Source organism: Chryseobacterium taichungense (assembly GCF_900109935.1).
Lineage (GTDB): Bacteria > Bacteroidota > Bacteroidia > Flavobacteriales > Weeksellaceae > Chryseobacterium > Chryseobacterium taichungense.
Genome location: NZ_FOBV01000002.1, coordinates 650,057 through 667,770, shown reverse-complemented (window position 1 = coordinate 667,770; position 17,714 = coordinate 650,057). Strand labels below are relative to the sequence as shown.

Genomic DNA, 17,714 nt, shown 5'->3' with positions numbered 1-17,714 from the left:
TAAACGGATATAAAATTATTTAACACACAAATTTAAAAATATATGTGATATTGTTGTTATAAAATTCTGGAAGGTTGTTACAGAATCAAAAAGAACCTCTGAATATCCAGAAGTTCTTTTATTATTTATTTAATTTTAAATTCAAGCTTTACATTGAAAAATCGTCCTGTAAGACGTACCGGAACAGGATACATAAAATTGGTATTTGCATCCGTAATCCACTGGTTGGCTACTGTATTTCTGATGTTAAACGCATTAAAAACCTGTACGCCTAAAGTCAGCTCATCAAAATTACCCCAGAATCCATATCCTCCTTTCTTTTCCTTCGGATCTATAAATACATATGATAATCCCAAATCCACCCTTTTGTAGGAAGGCAATGTTTTCTGATATTGATAAGGATCTGTAAGCACCGGTGCTCCTGTAGGAAGTCCCATCGCATAGGTTAATGTAAGGTTGACACGCATTTGTGGAAATGCCGGCATATAATCCTGATAGAACATCGCGAATCTGAACCGCTGATCGGTCGGTCTAGGGATATTCCCTTTATCATCAATGTTTTCGTATACTCTTGCATAACTTGCCGACAGCCAGGAATCTATACCCGGAACAAATTCCCCGAAGAGTCTTGTGTCAATTCCATATGCATATCCGGAAGCATTGTTTTTACCGGTATAGCGGATTCTGACATTATCCATATAATACGGAATAAGGTCATTCATCTTCTTATAATAAAGTTCTGTCGTCAGTTTAAAAGGACGATCATACATATAAAATTCGTAGTCATTGGCCAAGATAGCCTGAATGGATCGCTGAGATTTTATAGAGGAATTGAAATTTCCATCAAGATCTTTTATTTCTTTGTAAAAAGGTGCCTGATAATAAACTCCTCCTGAAAGTCTGAACAACATATCTGTATCCCAATCCGGTTTGATGGCAAACTGAGCTCTTGGTGAAAAGATCGTTTCATTGTTAAAGCTCCAGTGGGCAACTCTCGCTCCGGCATTTACGAAAACTTTATTGCTGCCCCAGAAAAACTTCTGAGAATATTGAGCATAAGCAGAAAATCGTGTCGGCTGTATATGGTTTTTGCCTGCAATGTTGTACATCAGTCTAAGATCTTCAGCGTCCCGTGGAACTATAAATTCCTCATGCGGAAGACTATATCCTGCGGAATCCACCAGTTTCCATTCGTTGGTAAGATCCTTTAAATTTTCTTTTTCATATTTAAAGCCAAGTTCGATATCGGTATTGATGTTTGGTGAAAAACGTGTCCTGAACTGTGCTCCGTAAGTTTTTACATATAAATCGTTTCTTGCATGCTCTATCTGGCCTCCTGAATCATACGAAGTAACGGGAGCGCCGGTTACCGGATCAAAAGTTTCTAAAGAATACCTGGAATTTATAGTATAATATTCTCGTTCACGATTCTGATAAGCAAAAGCATCAAGGGTAAAACGCCATTTATCCGACGGTTTAAAGTTCATCGATGCTGTTCCCATCATATTCTTATACTTATCGTCTTCGCGCCCGATGTATCCTACATTCAGTTTAAGCGGCTGCAAAAGACTTCCGAAATCAACTTCTCTTGTTTTCGGAATCATTTCGTAGTCATTATTTGAATAATATCCTATAAATGACAACGTTAGTTTTGGACTGAAATGATAGTTGAGATACGTCTGAAAATCCATATACTTAGGATTAAAATCTGTATCTTCTTTTAACGTGTTGAGAACAAGGTTTGTATTTCTGTATCTCCCGGAAAATAAGGCAGTAAATTTTCTGTTGTCATCTTTATCTTTGCCTGCTGCAAACCCTGTGGTAAGTCTTCCGCCAATTAAGCTTCCTTCTCCTGAAAGCTCAAATTTTTCAGGTTCGCGATAGTAGATATTTAATGCTGAAGACATTTTATCGCCGTATCTTGGTTCAAAACCTCCGGCAGAGAAATTCACCGTAGAAACCATATCCGGATTAATGATACTCAAACCTTCCTGCTGGGAATTCCTGATCAGGAAAGGCCGGTAGATTTCAATATCATTAATGTAGATCAGGTTTTCGTCATAGTTTCCGCCACGAACCATATACTGTGAAGAAAGCTCCGTATTGGAGTTTACGGAAGGTAAGGTTTTGATAATTCCTTCAATACCTCCGGAAATGCTCGCTACATTCTGAGCATCTTTAGCTGAAATTTTCACAGTGGTAAGATCATTGGTTCTTCCTGTCACCTTTTTCTGAAATACCACTTCTTCAATCGTGGCGGTTTTCATTGTATCCTTCTTTTTTCTTACCTGGGAGAATACTAATGCAGGAACCATAAGGCTCAATGGTAAAACTAGTTTTTTCAAAAGAAATGTTTTAGAATTTCAAACGTGAATATATAAATTTTATTTTAACTTATTTAAACTTTATTAACATTTGTTAAGATACCTGCAAAACGTTTAATAAAAATAAAAGAATAAATTAAAGGATTGCTTCTCTTACTCTGGTTAATTTTTGCAAAAGATCTTCCAGCAGATCAAGTCTCAGCATATTGGCACCATCGGATAAAGCGGTTTCCGGAGTCGGGTGTGTTTCTATGAAAATTCCGTCTGCTCCTACTGCGATTCCGGCTTTAGCGACAGTTTCGATAAGATCCGGTCTACCTCCTGTAACGCCTGAGCTCTGATTGGGCTGCTGTAAAGAATGGGTCACGTCAAGAATCACCGGAGCATAATTTCTCATCGTTGGAATACCCCTGTAATCTACGATTAAATCTGTATATCCGAATGAATTTCCTCTTTCGATGATGGCAACTTTCTGGTTGTTGGAATCAGTAATTTTCTGAACGGCAAACTTCATGGATTCCGGAGAAAGGAATTGTCCTTTCTTTAAAGTTACACATTTTCCTGTTTCTGCAGCAGCCACCAGAAGATCTGTCTGACGAACGAGAAATGCAGGAATTTGCAATACATCCACATATTGTGCAGCAAGGGCTGCATGCTCATTCTCATGGATATCCGTTGTGGTAGGAATATTGAATGTCTCTCCTACTTTTTTAAGGATTTCAAGAGATTTTTCCTCACCGATCGTCGTAAACGAATCTACCCTGCTTCGGTTGGCTTTTTTAAAGCTTCCTTTAAAGATATAAGGAATATTGTATTTATTAGTCAGTTCAACTACCTTTTCGGCGATTTTAAGCGCCATATCTTCACCTTCGATGATACAAGGTCCTGCAATCAGGAAAAAGTTTTTGGAATCTTTGTGATGAATATTATCTAAATACTGGATCATTTTCTTTGGTATTAAAAGTTCAGTAAAAATACTGAGAAAGTTTCAGAATCAGAAATAATTTAGAGCAAATACCGAATTCACCTGCTTTTGGTAAAAATTTGCGCACCTTTTAGTCAAAACTTAACGAAGGAGGTCTTACCGTAAGCCGCGGGAAACCAAAAGCACTTGCAGGAGGTTACAAACACACTTGTTTTAAACTTCCGGAGGACTACGGAAGTCTTGCGCAACATGTGGGAAACCAAATACTGTTTCTAGGTTTTGCTATTTCGCAACAGTGATCGTCAGTTTGTTTTTATTTTGTTTGATGTTTATTGTTTTCCCTTTTTCGAAACCGAGCTTTTCAAGCCATTTCCCTTTAAGCCGGATTTCGGAAACCGTTATCATCCGGTTACTGCTTTTCTGGTACGTTGTGTTGATTTTAATTCTTCTTGAATTCATCATGATCATGTTTTTTAGTTTTTGTTGGCTGTAAAGGAGGAAGTTTGAAAATGCCTGAACTTCCTGCCTATACAAGCCAAGGTAATATGATAGATTGTGTTTTATCTGACTGAGTAATTTATGTGACAAATGTAAAATAATTTTCGATATGTAGGTTAATTAAACTACAATATTTTATGATAAACTTTCCAAATTGCTTTTATAACATATCTATAATGGATAAAATTGAATTTAGAGTAGCTTTTGGAAAAAGAGTCGAAAATTTTAGAAAGAAGTTGGGATTGAGCTATCGGCAGTTAGCTCAAAAATGTGACATTGACCATAGTAATATCAGTAAAATTGAAAAAGGAGAAGTTGATCTAAGAATTTCAACTATACAGGAACTGGCTAAAGGCTTAGAAGTTCATCCGCAAGAATTGTTTGATTTTAAAATGGATTAGTAATCTAATAAAAGTTGGACTATGTCTTACAGACAATTATTATAAAAATGGATAGTAAGCACGTTTTAAAATTGTATATGAAGGCTTTTTCTGAACATCTTAAAGAGATCAGGAAGGATAAGTATAATTCTATGGATGCTGTTGCGCAAAATTCTGCTTTTGATTCCAGCAATTATAATAAGTATGAAAATGGAAAAGGCAATCCAACGATAGAAACTCTTCTTAAAATGGCTTCCGCATTTAATATTCCGCCGAAAGAATTATTTGATTTCGACTTCGATATAGAAAAGTATAAAATTGATGAATAACTTAGCTGTTTTTTGTATAAACTGTTAATAGATGGACGTTTACAAGATGAATTATTAAAGAAATTTGGTGAGCATGTCAAAGAATTAAGGCTTAAATCTCGGCTTACTCAAGATGATGTCGTTTTAAACAGCTCAAAAATTACTAAAGCTACAATAAGCGACATCGAAAATGGAAAACGAAATTTTGCATTTACTGCTCACCTTTTACCTAAAACCTAGGCAGCTTTTGATCAAAACCTAAGCACCGATTAAGTAAAACCTGCGCAGGTTTTTTATAATACTTCCGCATCCTTAATATGCTAAAATTATTTATCAATGAATTAATGCTTCAAGCTAAGGGCCTGTTTAAATTTATAATATATTTTTAACATTAAGGAATTAAGCCCGTTTAGCTTAAAAAGCTTAATAAAATTAATTTATTGATTCCTTAACTTGAATAAGTCTAACTCGCTAAAACCCTAATTTTAAATAGAAGAATAAACAAAGTTTATTTAATTTAGAAAAATTAAGGAAGAAACTATAAAGTTATTTAGTAAAATTTAAACAGGCTCTTAGTATTTCAATTTTTAATTGAAAAAGAATATTTATAAATGCTTACTTATCGTATGTAAATTTTGAATACACCGTTCACTATGGTCGGATTTTTGAATAGTAATCAGTACTTTTTATTTATCAAATCACTAAAATATAAAATTATGTCAACAGAAAATCTTACACATCATGACGCTGTAAAAAAAATTAAGGATTTATCGGAAAGTGCAAAAATCTGTATGTTCTGTACAGAACTGGAAACACTTCCTATCAATTCAAGACCGATGACCTTACAGGAAACCGACGATGAAGGGAATCTTTGGTTTATCAGCAGCGATACAAGCAACAAAAATTTTGAAATTAAAGATGATAAAAGAGTCCAGCTGTTTTTTATGAACAATGGAGACTATCAGTATCTTTCGGTATTCGGGGATGCTACCATCTATAAAGACCGATCAACCATTGAAGATAAATGGTCGCCAATGGCAAAAGCATGGTTTGAGGACGGAAAAGACGATCCAAACGTTTCCATCATTCGTGTGGAACCAAGAGAATCTTATTATTGGGATACAAAAGTGGGCAAACTGGTAAGTCTAGTTAATTTTGTCACAGCAGCCGTTACAGGAAACACCACCGATAATTCAGACGGTGTGGAAGGAAAAGCAAAAATTTAAAGATCTTTAGATAAAGAATTGATAGACTGTCCGAGAGTTTGGACAGTCTCTTTTTTTTATCCGGAATGAACAAAGTAATCTTATGCTCCGTAGGAGCAATATCTGTGTAGCAGAAAAAGTAAATAGGATAATCACAAGCACGCCGTAGGTGTGCTATCATAGGATAGAACTCCTATGGAGTTCCGGTATTACAAGCAACTAATAAAGTTCTACACAGATATTGCTCCTTCCGAGCAAATTAAAAATATACTTCACTCTTTATGCTGTAAAATTATTATTAAAATAAAACTCAAAAGAGCCAGTCCAACTTTTTTGGACAGGCTCTTTTTTTTCTACCAGAAATAAACAAAGTAATTCTATGCTCCGTAGGAGCAATATCTGTGTAGCAGAAAAAGTAAATAGGATAATCACAAGCACGCCGTAGGTGTGCTATCATAGGATAGAACTCCTATGGAGTTCCGGTATTACTGGCAACTATAAAGTTCTACACAGATATTGCTCCTACGGAGCAAATTAAAATATATTTGACTCTTTATGCTGTAAAATTACGATTAAAAGAAAACTTAAAAGCGGCTGTCCGAACTTTTCGGACAGCCGCTTTTTTTCTGCCAGAAATGAACAAAGTAATCTTATGCTCCGTAGGAGCAATATCTGTGTAGCATAAAAAGTAATAGGATAATCGCAAGCACGCCGTAGGTGTGCTATCATAGGATAGAACTCTTATGGAGTTCCGGTATTACAAGCAACTAATAAAGTTCTACACAGATATTGCTCCTTCCGAGCAAATTAAAAATATATTTGACTCTTTATGCTGTAAAATTATGATTAAAAGAAAACTCAAAAAGGGCTGTCCGAAATTTTCGGACAGCCCTTTTTATGGTATGAACTCAAATGGTATTAAGGTGTCTCGTCGTGAGGCATATCTACAGGTTTAGATTCCGGAGAGCCTTTTTCCCGAAGCCAGATGGAAAGAATTACCAGAGATGCAACGGCGAGAAATTCGCTTTGCCAGTTCTGAAAAGATTCAAACCAGAAACGGGATTCTGTGATATACTGTGATGCACTGATCGTGGGTTTTTCTTTTGAAATCTGTTCTTCATTATAATCCTTCAAACTTCCGTAGAAATGAAGGGAAAAACTGAGGATGAACAAGATTGCAAAGGCTATTGATAAAGAATGCTTATAAATGGTAAGCCATATTCCCCCTTTTTTTACCGGCCATGGTGCATCAGGATGAGGAACAGGTTCTTTGTCGACATCTTCTTCCTCTTCCAATGATTTTGATTCACTGGAACCTTTCTGACGAAGCGAAATCGTTAATAACACATACAGCATCATCTGAAGAAATTCACTTTCCCAGTTTTCAAAAGTTGCCTGAATAAAATGCCCGCTGTGAATGTATTGTCCCAGACTTAATGCCGCATCCCCGTTCTCCATAAGTTCTTTATTTTCTGTTTTCCAGCCTGTAAAAAACTGTGCGGCAAGACAGGTAATCATGAAAATAATCAGAACAATGCTTAAGCTGTTTCTGTATAAAAACCCTTTTTTAGACATAACTTTAGAATTAAATTTCTGAATCGGTATCTACACGGGGAAGATCTCTGACCGTAGGCCCTGTAAGCAATTTCCCGTTAACATTAAAACGTGACCCGTGACATGGACAGTCCCAGCTGAGCTCTGCACTGTTCCACCGTACTTCACATTTAGCATGTGGACAGGTACTTTTTACGAGATGTACTTTTCCATTGGATTCTTTATATAAAGCATAGGATTCGCCTTCATATTTCACCACTTTTGCTTCTCCTTCTTTCACTTCTGTAAGTGAATTGATTTTTTCAGCAAAAAGTTTGTCTTTAATGAAATCATAAGCTACGACCGCATTTTCTTTTACAAAATCGGCAAAGCCTGCAATCGGCTTAATTCGTGACGGACTGAAAGCATCTTCATACTTACTGCTTCCTGTAACGATCAGATCAGACAAAATCTGTGACGATATGGTTCCGAATATCATTCCGTTTCCTCTGAAACCTGTAGCAGTAAATATTTTACCATCACTTCCTGGAAGCTTGCCGATATATGGAAATCCATCCACCGGTTCGTAATACTGGCTTGACCAGCTGTAATAAACCGTTTCTACATCAAAATATTTTCTGACATAATTTTCAAGTCTCGAAAAACATTCTCCGGTATCTTCTTCGTGCCCGGTTTTATGGTCTTCTCCTCCGGCGATCAAAAGTTTTTGTCCGTCAATTTCCTGAACCCTGTAATAATGATAAGGATCGATGAGATCGTATCCCAGGCCCTCCGGATATTTGCCGTCTTTCAGACTGAACGCCAGAGCATAGCTTCTGTAAGGTGCATTGGTGATATGCAGAACACTCATTCCCGGAGGAATATGAGTAGCATAGATCACATTTTTGGCTTTAATTTCTCCTCCTGACGTTTTCAGGATAACATGATTTTGCTGCTCATCATGGCTTTCACTGCGGCAATCTTCGATGATAACACCGCCCAAACCAAGAAAAGCTTCACATAAACCTTTAATATATTTTACAGGATGAAACTGAGCCTGATCCGGAATGCTTACCGCCTCCTTAAACGGAATCGGAAATGGTATTTCTTCTACGTAAGTCATCTCATGGCCTACTTCAGCTGCCCCTTCTACAATATCTTTCAGTTGCTTCTGTTGTTGTTCATCCAAAGCAAAAAGATAGCCTGTTTTTCTTTCAAAATCACAACCGATACCGAATTGTTGAATATTGTTTTCTATGAGGGCAATAGCTTCCCTACCTGCATTGGCAAGAAGTTTTGCGTTATCTAACCCAAAATCGTTAATTGCTTCTTTAAAGGTGGTGTCGAAAAAATCGTTAAGATGTGCGGTTGTTCCGCCGGTTGTTCCGAAACCGATATTGGCAGCTTCCAGAAGGATGCATCTTTTACCTGCCTGTTGTAGTTTCAGGGCAGTAGAAACGCCGGTGATCCCCCCACCAACTATTGCTACATCATATAGCTGGTGGAGGTCGGCTTCCGAGGAAAATTTCCTTATTTCTTCCTGCCATATACTTTTTCTTGCGCCGTCTCTGTGCATGACTTAGAATTTTAGTTAAACTTACTTGATCTGCAGCGTATCACTTTCCGGTGTTCCGGTTTTGTTCTGGCTGCTGTCGGAATTATTTCCGTCATATTTATTTCTGGGCTCGTCTTCATCAAAGCCGCATCTGCAAGATGAGAATACGAAAAGACTTAAAATTCCCAAAACCAATGTGGCTGTTTTCATAATCATTATATTGTTTTTTTTAGTTTATCCATTAACGACAATTCCGCCATTAGGATGAAGAACCTGCCCGGTGATCTGGGCTGCATCATCACTTGCCAGGAATAGGAAGCTGGTTGCTACTTCTTCCGGAGTTGCATTTCTTTCGAAAGGTGGTTTGTTCGGATCGTCTTCTTCCTCACCAAAAGTCTCTTTTGTCAGTGGTGTGGCTACAGGGCCGGGTGCTACTGCATTTACGCGAATACCTTTTGGTTTAGATTGTAATGCCAGCGAACGGGTGAAGGAAACAATTGCTCCTTTTGTAGCCGAGTAATCCAATAATTCCTCATGCCCCTGGTAAGCAGTTGCCGAAGTAGTATTAATAACAGAGCTTCCCTGTTTTAAATGAGGGAAAACAACTTTTGTAAGAAGAATCATTCCTATAATATTAGAATTGAAGGTTGCTCTGATATTTTCTTCTTCCAGATCAAGGATATTATCAGCAGGGAACTGTACGCCGGCATTATTCACCAAAATATCAATACCACCAAATTCGGATACAACTTTCTTTGTTGTTTCTTCGCAGAATTTATAGTCATTAACATCTCCCTGAAAAATCGAAGCTTTTCTTCCCAGGCTTTCAATTTCTGATTTTGCTTTTTCAGCATCTTTATCGTCGGAATAATAAATGATTGCAATATTTGCTCCTTCTTTTGCAAAAAGTAAAGCGACTGCTTTGCCGATTCCGCTGTCTGCTCCTGTGATCAGTACAGTCTTATTTTCTAATTTTAAGTTCCCCATAAAAATCTATTTTTCATTTACCGGTTTTTGCATTTCTGCCATTCTGTGTGCAGCCATACTGTCTGTTGCGATATTCGACATGGCTACGGTCAGTTTATTTTTTAATCCTGAAACCACTTTATCATCCCCATTCATTAAAGCATTGTATCCATCAAGCGCCACTTCTTCGGGCGAAGAAAAATTGTCTTTATCTTCCATGATTTTGCTTTCATTCATGTCGGCTTTATTAAAGAAATCGGTGTCGGTAGGTCCCGGCAGAAGTGCCGTTACCGTAATTCCTGTATCTTTAAGCTCTTCACGTATTGCCTCAGACCAGGATAGGATAAATGCTTTTGTCCCGTGATATACCGAATGCCAAGGACCGGGGGCTTTACTTGCAATAGAAGCAAGATTCAGGATTTTCCCTGATCCTTTTGGTAAACGGTCTTTCAAAAACATTTTTGTCAGAATAATGACAGAAACAATATTTAAATTAACAATATCAACTTCTCTGTGAATGTCCGTATCCTGAAACTTTCCGTACACGCCCTGTCCTGCATCATTGACAAGGATGGAGGGACTGATTCCGTTGAGTTTCAGTTCAGAATATAAAGCGTAGGCATCTTCTTCGATAAAGAGATTCTTAGCAATGGTAATTACATTAACTCCACAGCTTTTGAACTCATCTGCCTTGGTTTTCAGTTCGTCATGATTTCGGGCCACCATGACAAGATCATATCCGTTCTTTGCAAACTGTTTTGCAAGCTCATAGCCGATCCCGCTGGTTGCTCCCGTAATCAGCGCGTATTCATTTTTTTTATTCATCACCTTATTTTAAAATTAATAATTGATTAATTTCACTTTTAAAGCATCCCAGAATAAATTCCGTATAATAAAGCTGGGCATTTAATGCCTGGGTTTTAGGATGCAGTTCCAGTTTTTTCGTCAAAATGATTTCGCCTTTGTAAGAGAATGAAAAGAATGCAAAAATTTTATATGAAGAATTGCGTATTGGTGTACAATAACCGGTTGTAGCAATTGACCAGTCGGACTCGAAAAGTTTTGCTACATTCAGGGCCATTGTTTCCGCAATATTTTCTGACACACAGTCGCATTCTTCTGCTTCGTGTGCATCAACATTCAGTAATTTTACTTTTTCCTGCAATGTATAGGCTGTAAGTCCGCCTTTATAAAACATTGAGGCATTCGGCATCTGTGAAAACGCCAGCTGTAAACAGCCGGATGTAACGCTTTCTGCTACTGAAATGGTTTCATCTGTAGTCATTAAAGACTGGCTGATATATTCCAGAAGATTTTTTTGAAATTCCATACTTTTAATATTTATGTGTTTGTGTGTATTTTTAGAGACTTGAAGCCTTCCACGGATCAAGAACAACCTTTACACATCCGTCCTGTTTCTTGTCAAAGATTTCATAACCTTTAGAAACATCTTCAAGAGAAAGACGATGGGTAATAATGTCATTCAGCTGTACCCTGCCGCTCTGTACATGATCCAGCAATTCATCAATGATTGCGTGAACATTGCATTGTCCGGCCTTTATAGTAATTCCTTTATCAAAAATCTGTCCAAGTTTAAAATTATCATAGTTTACAGGATAAACTCCAAGGATGGACACGATTCCGCCTCTTCTTACGGCACTCATGCAGGCTTCCAGAACTTTAATGGAACCTTTTTCAAAATTGATCACGGCTTTCGCACGGTCGATGAGGTTTCTGTCCGGTTCAAAGCCTACAGCATCAATACAAAGGTCTGCTCCTCTACCATCCGTCATATCACGGATCTGGTCGATAACGTTCTGGCCGTCTTCCCATAAGATGGTATCGCAACCGGTGAGATTTTTAATTTGATCAAGTCGGTATTGTTGGGTATCTACAACGATTACTTTTTTTGCATTATGCAGAATCGCTGATTTTACCGACATTGAACCAACCGGTCCGGCTCCAAAGATGGCCACTGTTTCGCCTCCTTTTAATTCTCCCCATAAGACACCCATGTATCCGGTAGGGAAAATATCGGTAAGGAAAAGAACCTGCTCATCGGTAAGATTATCCGGAACTTTCCGAGGACCGAAATGTGCATAAGGAACCCTTACATATTGTGCCTGGCCACCGTCATAGCCGCCGTAAAGATCTGAATAACCAAAAAGTGCTCCTCCTTTATCGGTAAGAATTCCGCCTTCTGGGCCATAATGTTCGGGATTACTGTGTTCGCAGGCTGTTGGCAGATCGTGCTGACAGAAATAGCAGCTTCCGCAGGAAATCGGAAACGGAACTACCACCCTGTCTCCTACTTTAAGATTGGTGATGTGCTGTCCCACTTCCTCAACAATCCCCATGAATTCATGCCCCATCACCATAGGTCTTACCTGGGGAATTCCTCCTGAATACATATGCAGGTCGCTTCCGCAAATGGCTGTTGAAGTTACTTTCAGAATAATGTCATTTGATTCTTTGATGATGGGATCGTCGACGGTATCACATTTGATAAGGCCTGGCCCGTGGATAACTGCTGCTTTCATAATTTTAATATTTAGTGTGTTGGTGTGAAGGTGCTTATTTAATTCTGGGCATTTCGCTCTAATTCAAGATCCCAGACTCTGTGATTGGCAATGGCCGTAATGAACTTATCGGAAGGATTTTCGTCTTCTGCAATAACGATAGCGGGGTCGATGTGACTTTTCATGCTGACATTACTGTTCATATAAAGAGGTTCCGTTCCTTCTCCGAAGTAAATAGCCTTACAGTGTTTATACGCTTCGTTTACGAAACTTAATGCATGAGGCTTATTTTCCGGAGTAAGAAGCTCTTTCGTTGAGTTTTCTCCTGCCGCTATATAAAGTGCATCAAAAGAGACGCTGGAATTGCTTGTTAAAGAGTGTTTGGGAGTCAGTAAAGATCCATCATCCGTTTTCACAGGAGCCATACTTGTACCGATAATTTCCACGACGGCATTTTCAGCTTCCAGTTTGGTTTTTAAATCATTAACAGAACCGGTATCAGCGCCATTTGCCATAATGAAGCCTATTTTTCTACCCATAATGGTATCTTTAACGGTATTCTGCATGCTTAACGCTTCTGAAATTTTAGTATCAGGCTCTCTTTCTTCACTCTGCAAATCTTTTGGATCTGCATCTGCAGGAATACTTTGATTCGGTAACTGAAGTTTTTTGACTTCAACGCCTGTTTTTTCTGCAACTTTTGAAGCAAGATCTTTATTAATGAAAGCAAGTTGACCTACCACTCTTTCTCTGATTTCAGGAATTGTTACCTTCGAAAGCTCAAAGATCAATGCTTTCTGAAGGTGCATCTTTTCCGGAGCAGACTGGCTGTTATAGAATAATTTTGCTTGTGAATAATGATCCACAAAACTTTTGCTTCTTTCTCTCACTTTTGCTCCCGAAACTCTTGATTCCTGGGATACAAAACCTCCTTCTTTCATCATTGCCTGGAAAGGGCATCCTCCACCGATAGAATTCGGTTCGTAGCTTACTTTTCCTTTAGCAATCTGCTGTCTCATGTAACCGTCTCTCTGGTTGTTGTGAACAGTATTTACAGATTTATTAATCGGAATTTCATGGAAATTCGGGCCTCCAAGTCTAATCAGTTGTGTATCTGTATAGGAAAATAGTCTTCCCTGCAGCAACGGGTCATTGGTGAAATCGATTCCGGGAACAATATGTCCGGGGTGAAACGCAACCTGTTCTGTTTCTGCAAAAAAGTTTTCCGGATTTTTATTTAATGTTAAGGTTCCGATAAGCTGTACCGGTACCACTTCTTCAGGAACAATTTTGGTTGGATCGAGAAGATCAAAATCATATTTAAATTCATCTTCTTCAGGAATCAGCTGTACTCCAAAATCCCACTCAGGGAAAATGCCGTTTTCAATAGATTCCCAAAGATCTCTTTTATGAAAATCGGGATCTACCCCGGAAATTCTCTGCGCTTCATCCCAGGCAACCGAATGTACACCCAGTTTTGGCTTAAAATGGAATTTAACGAAATGAGCTTTTCCTTCATCATTAATCAATTTAAAGGAATGTACTCCGAATCCTTCCATTCTTGAAAAGCTTCTTGGGATTGCCCTGTCGCTCATCAGCCACATGATCATATGCATGCTTTCAGGCATTAGAGATATAAAGTCCCAAAATGTATCGTGAGCAGACTGTGCCTGCGGTATTTCGTTGTGTGGTTCAGGCTTTACGGCATGAACAAGATCAGGAAACTTAATGGCATCCTGAATAAAGAATACGGGAATATTATTCCCTACAAGATCGTAATTTCCTTCGTCTGTGTAAAATTTTACGGCAAATCCACGAACGTCTCTTGCGAGATCGGTGCTTCCCCTGTTTCCGGCAACAGTTGAAAATCTTACAAAAACAGGCGTTTCTTTACCTACTTCCGACAGGAAATTTGCTCTTGTATATTCTGCAAGACTTTTAGTTAATTTAAACACTCCATGTGCGCCGGAGCCACGGGCATGTACTACCCTTTCAGGAATTCTTTCGTGATCGAAATGTGTAATTTTTTCTCTAAGAATAAAATCTTCAAGTAAGGTAGGACCTCTGTCTCCTGCCTTCAGTGAATCCTGATTGTTGTTGATTTTCAGTCCCTGATTGGTTGTCAGTTTTTCATTTTCATTGGAAGTCATGTGAGATTCCAACTGGTTAAGTTTTTCGTTGGTCGGTTTGTTGTCTTTCATAATTCTTATTGTTTGTGATGTAGTGATAAAGTAAATGTCGCGGGAAACATAACTTTGGTTTGATATTTTAAAAAGCCATATAGACAAGCACTACATGGCTTTATATTTTAAAATTAATCTTCCTGTTCTGCATCAAAATTGATGTAGGTTTCGGCGATTTCTGTCAGATCATAATCTGTATCTTCTTCCTCCTGTAATGTTTTTTCGAGAAGATCGGCCGCCTTATCATGTCCCATGGTGATAGCCAGTTGGGCAAGTCCGCCGTAGGTTGCGATTTCGTAATGTTCAACTTTTTGGGCGGCAATGATCAATGCTGCATCACGCGTCATAGAGCCTTCTTCTGTAGACTTTATGATTTCTTCACCTTCTTCGATGATTCCTTTGATGGCTTTGCATTCTTTTTTCTCAGGGGTTTCATTAATCAGTTTGAAGACTTTTTCAAGTCTGCTTACATGTTTCTGAGTCTGAAGCTGGTGGTCTTCAAATGCTTCTTTCAGCTCTTCCGTAGTGGCAGCTTCCTGCATTTTTCCCAATGCTTCAATGATCGCGTTTTCTGCGTAGTAAATATCTTTAAGAGCAGAAACAAAAAATTTATGTAAAGGTGAATTGCTCATCTCGTTTTTGTCTACCGTAGCATTATCAACGGATGCTGTTTTTTTTGATGAGCCTGTCGTAGATGTAGATGAGGTACCTGTACCTGTTGTACTGTTGTCTTTATTATCTAATGTTTTCGTTGCCATAATGTGAAAGTGGTGTTTGGTTTTATAAAAGATTACCCCTTTACTTAAACAATAAAGAGGTAATCGTGGAAAAAGAATTATGAATTATTACGTCTGCCTCCAAATCCGGATCTGCCGGAACCTGAAGATCTTCCGCCACCATGAGATGCCTGTCCGCCCATACGAGCAATTCTCGTACGTTCAGATTTGCTCATTGATGCAAAACCTCTTCTAGATGTTCCTGAACCAGAACCTGAGTTGGAACTTCGACCTGAACCGCCGTTATTTCCTGATCTGGAGCCGCCTCTGCTGCTACCTGATCCTGATCTTCCTGAATTTGAATTTGAGCTGGAGCCTGATCCTGAAGATCTTCCACCTCCGTTTCTGCTTCCTCTCGGTCTTCCCGGATTATCATGTCTGTGATCATAGTTGTCACTGTTTGAATTGGATGATCCTCTCGAAGACCTGCCTCTTCCTCCAGATCTTGATCCCCCGGATCCTCCTGAGTTTCTTCCTCTTCCTGAGCCAGAGTTTGAACCCGAACCAGAACCACGTCCTGATCCTGATCCTCCACGTGAACCACCTCTGCCGCTTCCGGAAGTAAATCTTCCCTGGCTGTCTCTCTGCTGGTTTCCGTTACCTGATCTTCCTCTGCCTCTTCCTCTATTATCATCTTCGTCGTCATCATAGTCTTCATCGTCATCATCATAATCATCGTCGTCGTAATCGTCATAATCTTCATCATCATAGTCGTCGTAATCTTCATCGTCATCATCATAGTCTTCGTCGAAGTAATCTTCATACTCGGAGAAGTCATCGTCATATTCTTCGTCCTGTGACGCATCGTTATAACCGTGGTCATAACCTAATTGATAAATTTCTTCAAGATTGCTTGATGAATCTGAGTTTCCTCTGGAACTACGATTTCTTGAATTTCTAGTGTTCATAACTGAATTTTTTATATTAATATTATAGTGATGGTATTGCCGGCCGTGACTAGTATTAGACAGCAATGAGTTTTGGTTAATTGATATTGAACAAAAAGCTAAAAGAGCTTAACATGTACCTCCTGCCGAGGCTTTAAGAAATATGGATGAATTATTTAACTCAAATTTACGTTAGAATATATCACCAATTTATGACCCAAATCATGTTGGAAGGTATTAATATAAAATTTTCCGGTCTTTTATTTTAAGCTTGCCTTCTTTTTCCATCTTTTTGAGAGTCCTAATAACAGTTTCAACTCTCAGTCCCGTAAGATTGGCAATCTGCTGGCGGGTAAGTTCTACGGGAAAGCACTGCTCGCAGTCACCGTCATGATAACTTTTTAAATAATTGAGTAAACCTTCCAATCTTACAGCCGGATTTTGAGAAGACATATTTTGAAGCATGATAGCCTTGAAGTATAACCTCTGTGAAAGGCAGGCATTCATTTCAAGAGAAATTTGAGGATTGTTTTGTAGCAGCTCAAGAAAATTGTTTTTGGGAAGCCTTATCATTTCAGTTGCTGTAAGGCATATGGCATTCATTACATAAAATTTTTCGATAAAAAGTAATGAATCTCCGAAGCTTTGTTTTTCGCCTATAATATTATGGATGAATTCTTTTCCTTCTTCATTATAACTGTTCAGCTTGATTTTACCTTTTATAATCTGGTAATAAAAGGCTGCATGATCTCCTTCTCTGTATATGATTTCATCTTGATTATAAGATTTATTTTCGGCTCCGAATTTATAAAGAATTTCGGGATCGATATTCATGCAACTGATTGTTTTCATTTTCTACAGTTATTTTAGGATTAAAAAGTTCGTAAAAAATTAGTACTGATGCAAGATTAATATAAAATTTTACGATCTTTAATTTTTACTATTTTTTCTTTCTCCATGACTTTTATAGTTCTGATTGCCGTTTCCACCCGAAGTCCTGTAAGGCTTGCCATTTGTTGTCTGGTCAAAGGAATCATAAATGAATACGGAGACTGTTCTTTCTGAAAGCTTTTTAAATAATCCATTAAAACTTTAAGTTTGGCGGTCGGGCTCTGTGATGCCATGTTTTGTGCCATGATAAGCTTAAAATACAGTTTTTGCGAAAGCGTTTTATTCATATTAAAAGATACTTCCGGGTAAAGCTTTATAAGGTCAAGGAACATAGCTTTAGGAAGTCGTAAAACCTTACATTTTGTAATGGCGACAGCATTCACGGGATAGAGTTTGTCGATGAAAAGTAATGACTCACCTATGCTTTGTCCTTCTTCCAACAGTGTTTGTATAACTTCTTTTCCATCGTCAGTATAATTGTTCAGTTTTGCTTCTCCGGAAACGATCTGGTAATAGTATTTAGGAATATCCCCCTCATTAAATATAATTTCCGAGGGTTGATAATGTCTTATAATTGCTCCTACTGAATGCAAAATTTCTTCTTTAATAACCATGTGAGTTGATTTTGATGTTTTAGCATTCCTAATAAAATAAAATTGATAGTTTGTTTTGTGAATGCAAATTTCACACCTTGCTATATTCTAGACAGATAATTATAATTATCTTTAAAGAACTTTAACTTCTGACAATGTAATTAACAAATT

General features: G+C 38.1%; 18 protein-coding genes. 3 read left to right on the top strand and 15 right to left on the bottom strand.

Translation table 11 applies throughout. The features are described from left to right. Nucleotides 1–125: 125 nt before the first annotated feature. The 3 genes from BMW64_RS06645 to BMW64_RS06635 all read right to left on the bottom strand — a co-directional run bounded on the left by BMW64_RS06645 (nucleotide 126) and on the right by BMW64_RS06635 (nucleotide 3,711). On the bottom strand, nucleotides 126–2,345 hold the full coding sequence (locus tag BMW64_RS06645) for a TonB-dependent receptor plug domain-containing protein (RefSeq protein WP_089999221.1): 2,220 nt from the start codon (nucleotides 2,343–2,345) through the stop codon (nucleotides 126–128). A 115-nt stretch (nucleotides 2,346–2,460) separates the two neighbouring features. Beyond that, on the bottom strand, nucleotides 2,461–3,270 hold the full coding sequence (gene kdsA, locus BMW64_RS06640; RefSeq protein WP_042720039.1) for a 3-deoxy-8-phosphooctulonate synthase: 810 nt from the start codon (nucleotides 3,268–3,270) through the stop codon (nucleotides 2,461–2,463). A 261-nt stretch (nucleotides 3,271–3,531) separates the two neighbouring features. Further along, nucleotides 3,532–3,711, bottom strand: coding sequence for a SymE family type I addiction module toxin (locus tag BMW64_RS06635; RefSeq protein WP_089999289.1), 180 nt, complete (start codon nucleotides 3,709–3,711; stop codon nucleotides 3,532–3,534). A gap of 212 nt (nucleotides 3,712–3,923) precedes the next feature. On the opposite strand from BMW64_RS06635, the gene BMW64_RS06630 reads away from it, so the two are divergent. The 3 genes from BMW64_RS06630 (at nucleotide 3,924) to BMW64_RS06615 (ending at nucleotide 5,661) form a co-directional block, all read left to right on the top strand. Continuing rightward, the gene (locus BMW64_RS06630; RefSeq protein ID WP_228400864.1) at nucleotides 3,924–4,148 is read left to right on the top strand and encodes a helix-turn-helix domain-containing protein; all 225 of its coding nucleotides are present in this window, start codon (nucleotides 3,924–3,926) and stop codon (nucleotides 4,146–4,148) included. Nucleotides 4,149–4,225: 77 nt separating this feature from the next. Further along, a complete protein-coding gene (locus BMW64_RS06625; RefSeq protein ID WP_228400863.1) occupies nucleotides 4,226–4,456 on the top strand; it encodes a helix-turn-helix domain-containing protein in 231 nt (76 codons plus the stop codon). Between the two features lie 695 nt (nucleotides 4,457–5,151). After that, nucleotides 5,152–5,661, top strand: a complete 510-nt coding sequence (locus BMW64_RS06615) for a pyridoxamine 5'-phosphate oxidase family protein (protein ID WP_089999288.1) — start codon at nucleotides 5,152–5,154, stop codon at nucleotides 5,659–5,661. A gap of 897 nt (nucleotides 5,662–6,558) precedes the next feature. Here BMW64_RS06615 and BMW64_RS06610 read toward each other — a convergent pair. The 12 genes from BMW64_RS06610 to BMW64_RS06560 form a co-directional block, all read right to left on the bottom strand. After that, nucleotides 6,559–7,215 (bottom strand): DUF6766 family protein, encoded by a 657-nt coding sequence (locus tag BMW64_RS06610; RefSeq protein ID WP_089999217.1) that lies wholly within the window; start codon nucleotides 7,213–7,215, stop codon nucleotides 6,559–6,561. Between the two features lie 10 nt (nucleotides 7,216–7,225). Then, nucleotides 7,226–8,749, bottom strand: a complete 1,524-nt coding sequence (locus tag BMW64_RS06605; RefSeq protein ID WP_089999216.1) for an FAD-dependent oxidoreductase — start codon at nucleotides 8,747–8,749, stop codon at nucleotides 7,226–7,228. 21 nt (nucleotides 8,750–8,770) lie between these two features. Further along, nucleotides 8,771–8,938, bottom strand: a complete 168-nt coding sequence (locus BMW64_RS20615) for a hypothetical protein (protein WP_177175246.1) — start codon at nucleotides 8,936–8,938, stop codon at nucleotides 8,771–8,773. A 24-nt stretch (nucleotides 8,939–8,962) separates the two neighbouring features. Then, a complete protein-coding gene (locus tag BMW64_RS06600; protein WP_089999215.1) occupies nucleotides 8,963–9,715 on the bottom strand; it encodes an SDR family oxidoreductase in 753 nt (250 codons plus the stop codon). 6 nt (nucleotides 9,716–9,721) lie between these two features. Beyond that, entirely contained in the window at nucleotides 9,722–10,519 is a 798-nt protein-coding gene (locus BMW64_RS06595) for an SDR family NAD(P)-dependent oxidoreductase (protein ID WP_089999214.1), read from the bottom strand. A 4-nt stretch (nucleotides 10,520–10,523) separates the two neighbouring features. Next, nucleotides 10,524–11,024 (bottom strand): CinA family protein, encoded by a 501-nt coding sequence (locus BMW64_RS06590; RefSeq protein ID WP_089999213.1) that lies wholly within the window; start codon nucleotides 11,022–11,024, stop codon nucleotides 10,524–10,526. A 31-nt stretch (nucleotides 11,025–11,055) separates the two neighbouring features. Further along, nucleotides 11,056–12,234 carry a zinc-dependent alcohol dehydrogenase gene (locus tag BMW64_RS06585; RefSeq protein ID WP_089999212.1) on the bottom strand — a complete coding sequence of 393 codons (1,179 nt, stop codon included), beginning with the start codon at nucleotides 12,232–12,234 and terminating at the stop codon, nucleotides 11,056–11,058. Nucleotides 12,235–12,272: 38 nt separating this feature from the next. Beyond that, the gene (locus tag BMW64_RS06580) at nucleotides 12,273–14,414 is read right to left on the bottom strand and encodes a catalase (RefSeq protein ID WP_089999211.1); all 2,142 of its coding nucleotides are present in this window, start codon (nucleotides 14,412–14,414) and stop codon (nucleotides 12,273–12,275) included. Between the two features lie 113 nt (nucleotides 14,415–14,527). Next, a complete protein-coding gene (locus tag BMW64_RS06575; protein ID WP_089999210.1) occupies nucleotides 14,528–15,154 on the bottom strand; it encodes a ferritin-like domain-containing protein in 627 nt (208 codons plus the stop codon). 77 nt (nucleotides 15,155–15,231) lie between these two features. Then, nucleotides 15,232–16,080, bottom strand: coding sequence for a KGG domain-containing protein (locus BMW64_RS06570; protein WP_089999209.1), 849 nt, complete (start codon nucleotides 16,078–16,080; stop codon nucleotides 15,232–15,234). Between the two features lie 216 nt (nucleotides 16,081–16,296). Next, nucleotides 16,297–16,911, bottom strand: coding sequence for a Crp/Fnr family transcriptional regulator (locus tag BMW64_RS06565; RefSeq protein WP_228400862.1), 615 nt, complete (start codon nucleotides 16,909–16,911; stop codon nucleotides 16,297–16,299). 56 nt (nucleotides 16,912–16,967) lie between these two features. After that, complete coding sequence (locus BMW64_RS06560; RefSeq protein WP_089999208.1) at nucleotides 16,968–17,564, bottom strand: Crp/Fnr family transcriptional regulator; 597 nt, start codon at nucleotides 17,562–17,564, stop codon at nucleotides 16,968–16,970. Nucleotides 17,565–17,714: the final 150 nt, after the last annotated feature.

Excerpts from the sequence above, each read along its gene's own strand:
- BMW64_RS06580 (WP_089999211.1), bottom strand. The coding sequence starts at position 14,414 with ATGAAAGACAACAAACCGACCAACGAAAAACTTAACCAGTTGGAATCT.
- BMW64_RS06615 (WP_089999288.1), top strand. The coding sequence starts at position 5,152 with ATGTCAACAGAAAATCTTACACATCATGACGCTGTAAAAAAAATTAAG.
- BMW64_RS06575 (WP_089999210.1), bottom strand. The coding sequence starts at position 15,154 with ATGGCAACGAAAACATTAGATAATAAAGACAACAGTACAACAGGTACA.
- BMW64_RS06560 (WP_089999208.1), bottom strand. The coding sequence starts at position 17,564 with ATGGTTATTAAAGAAGAAATTTTGCATTCAGTAGGAGCAATTATAAGA.
- kdsA (WP_042720039.1), bottom strand. The coding sequence starts at position 3,270 with ATGATCCAGTATTTAGATAATATTCATCACAAAGATTCCAAAAACTTT.
- BMW64_RS06595 (WP_089999214.1), bottom strand. The coding sequence starts at position 10,519 with ATGAATAAAAAAAATGAATACGCGCTGATTACGGGAGCAACCAGCGGG.
- BMW64_RS06565 (WP_228400862.1), bottom strand. The coding sequence starts at position 16,911 with ATGAAAACAATCAGTTGCATGAATATCGATCCCGAAATTCTTTATAAA.
- BMW64_RS06585 (WP_089999212.1), bottom strand. The coding sequence starts at position 12,234 with ATGAAAGCAGCAGTTATCCACGGGCCAGGCCTTATCAAATGTGATACC.
- BMW64_RS06590 (WP_089999213.1), bottom strand. The coding sequence starts at position 11,024 with ATGGAATTTCAAAAAAATCTTCTGGAATATATCAGCCAGTCTTTAATG.
- BMW64_RS06570 (WP_089999209.1), bottom strand. The coding sequence starts at position 16,080 with ATGAACACTAGAAATTCAAGAAATCGTAGTTCCAGAGGAAACTCAGAT.
- BMW64_RS06600 (WP_089999215.1), bottom strand. The coding sequence starts at position 9,715 with ATGGGGAACTTAAAATTAGAAAATAAGACTGTACTGATCACAGGAGCA.
- BMW64_RS20615 (WP_177175246.1), bottom strand. The coding sequence starts at position 8,938 with ATGAAAACAGCCACATTGGTTTTGGGAATTTTAAGTCTTTTCGTATTC.
- BMW64_RS06635 (WP_089999289.1), bottom strand. The coding sequence starts at position 3,711 with ATGATGAATTCAAGAAGAATTAAAATCAACACAACGTACCAGAAAAGC.
- BMW64_RS06630 (WP_228400864.1), top strand. The coding sequence starts at position 3,924 with ATGGATAAAATTGAATTTAGAGTAGCTTTTGGAAAAAGAGTCGAAAAT.
- BMW64_RS06625 (WP_228400863.1), top strand. The coding sequence starts at position 4,226 with ATGAAGGCTTTTTCTGAACATCTTAAAGAGATCAGGAAGGATAAGTAT.
- BMW64_RS06605 (WP_089999216.1), bottom strand. The coding sequence starts at position 8,749 with ATGCACAGAGACGGCGCAAGAAAAAGTATATGGCAGGAAGAAATAAGG.
- BMW64_RS06610 (WP_089999217.1), bottom strand. The coding sequence starts at position 7,215 with ATGTCTAAAAAAGGGTTTTTATACAGAAACAGCTTAAGCATTGTTCTG.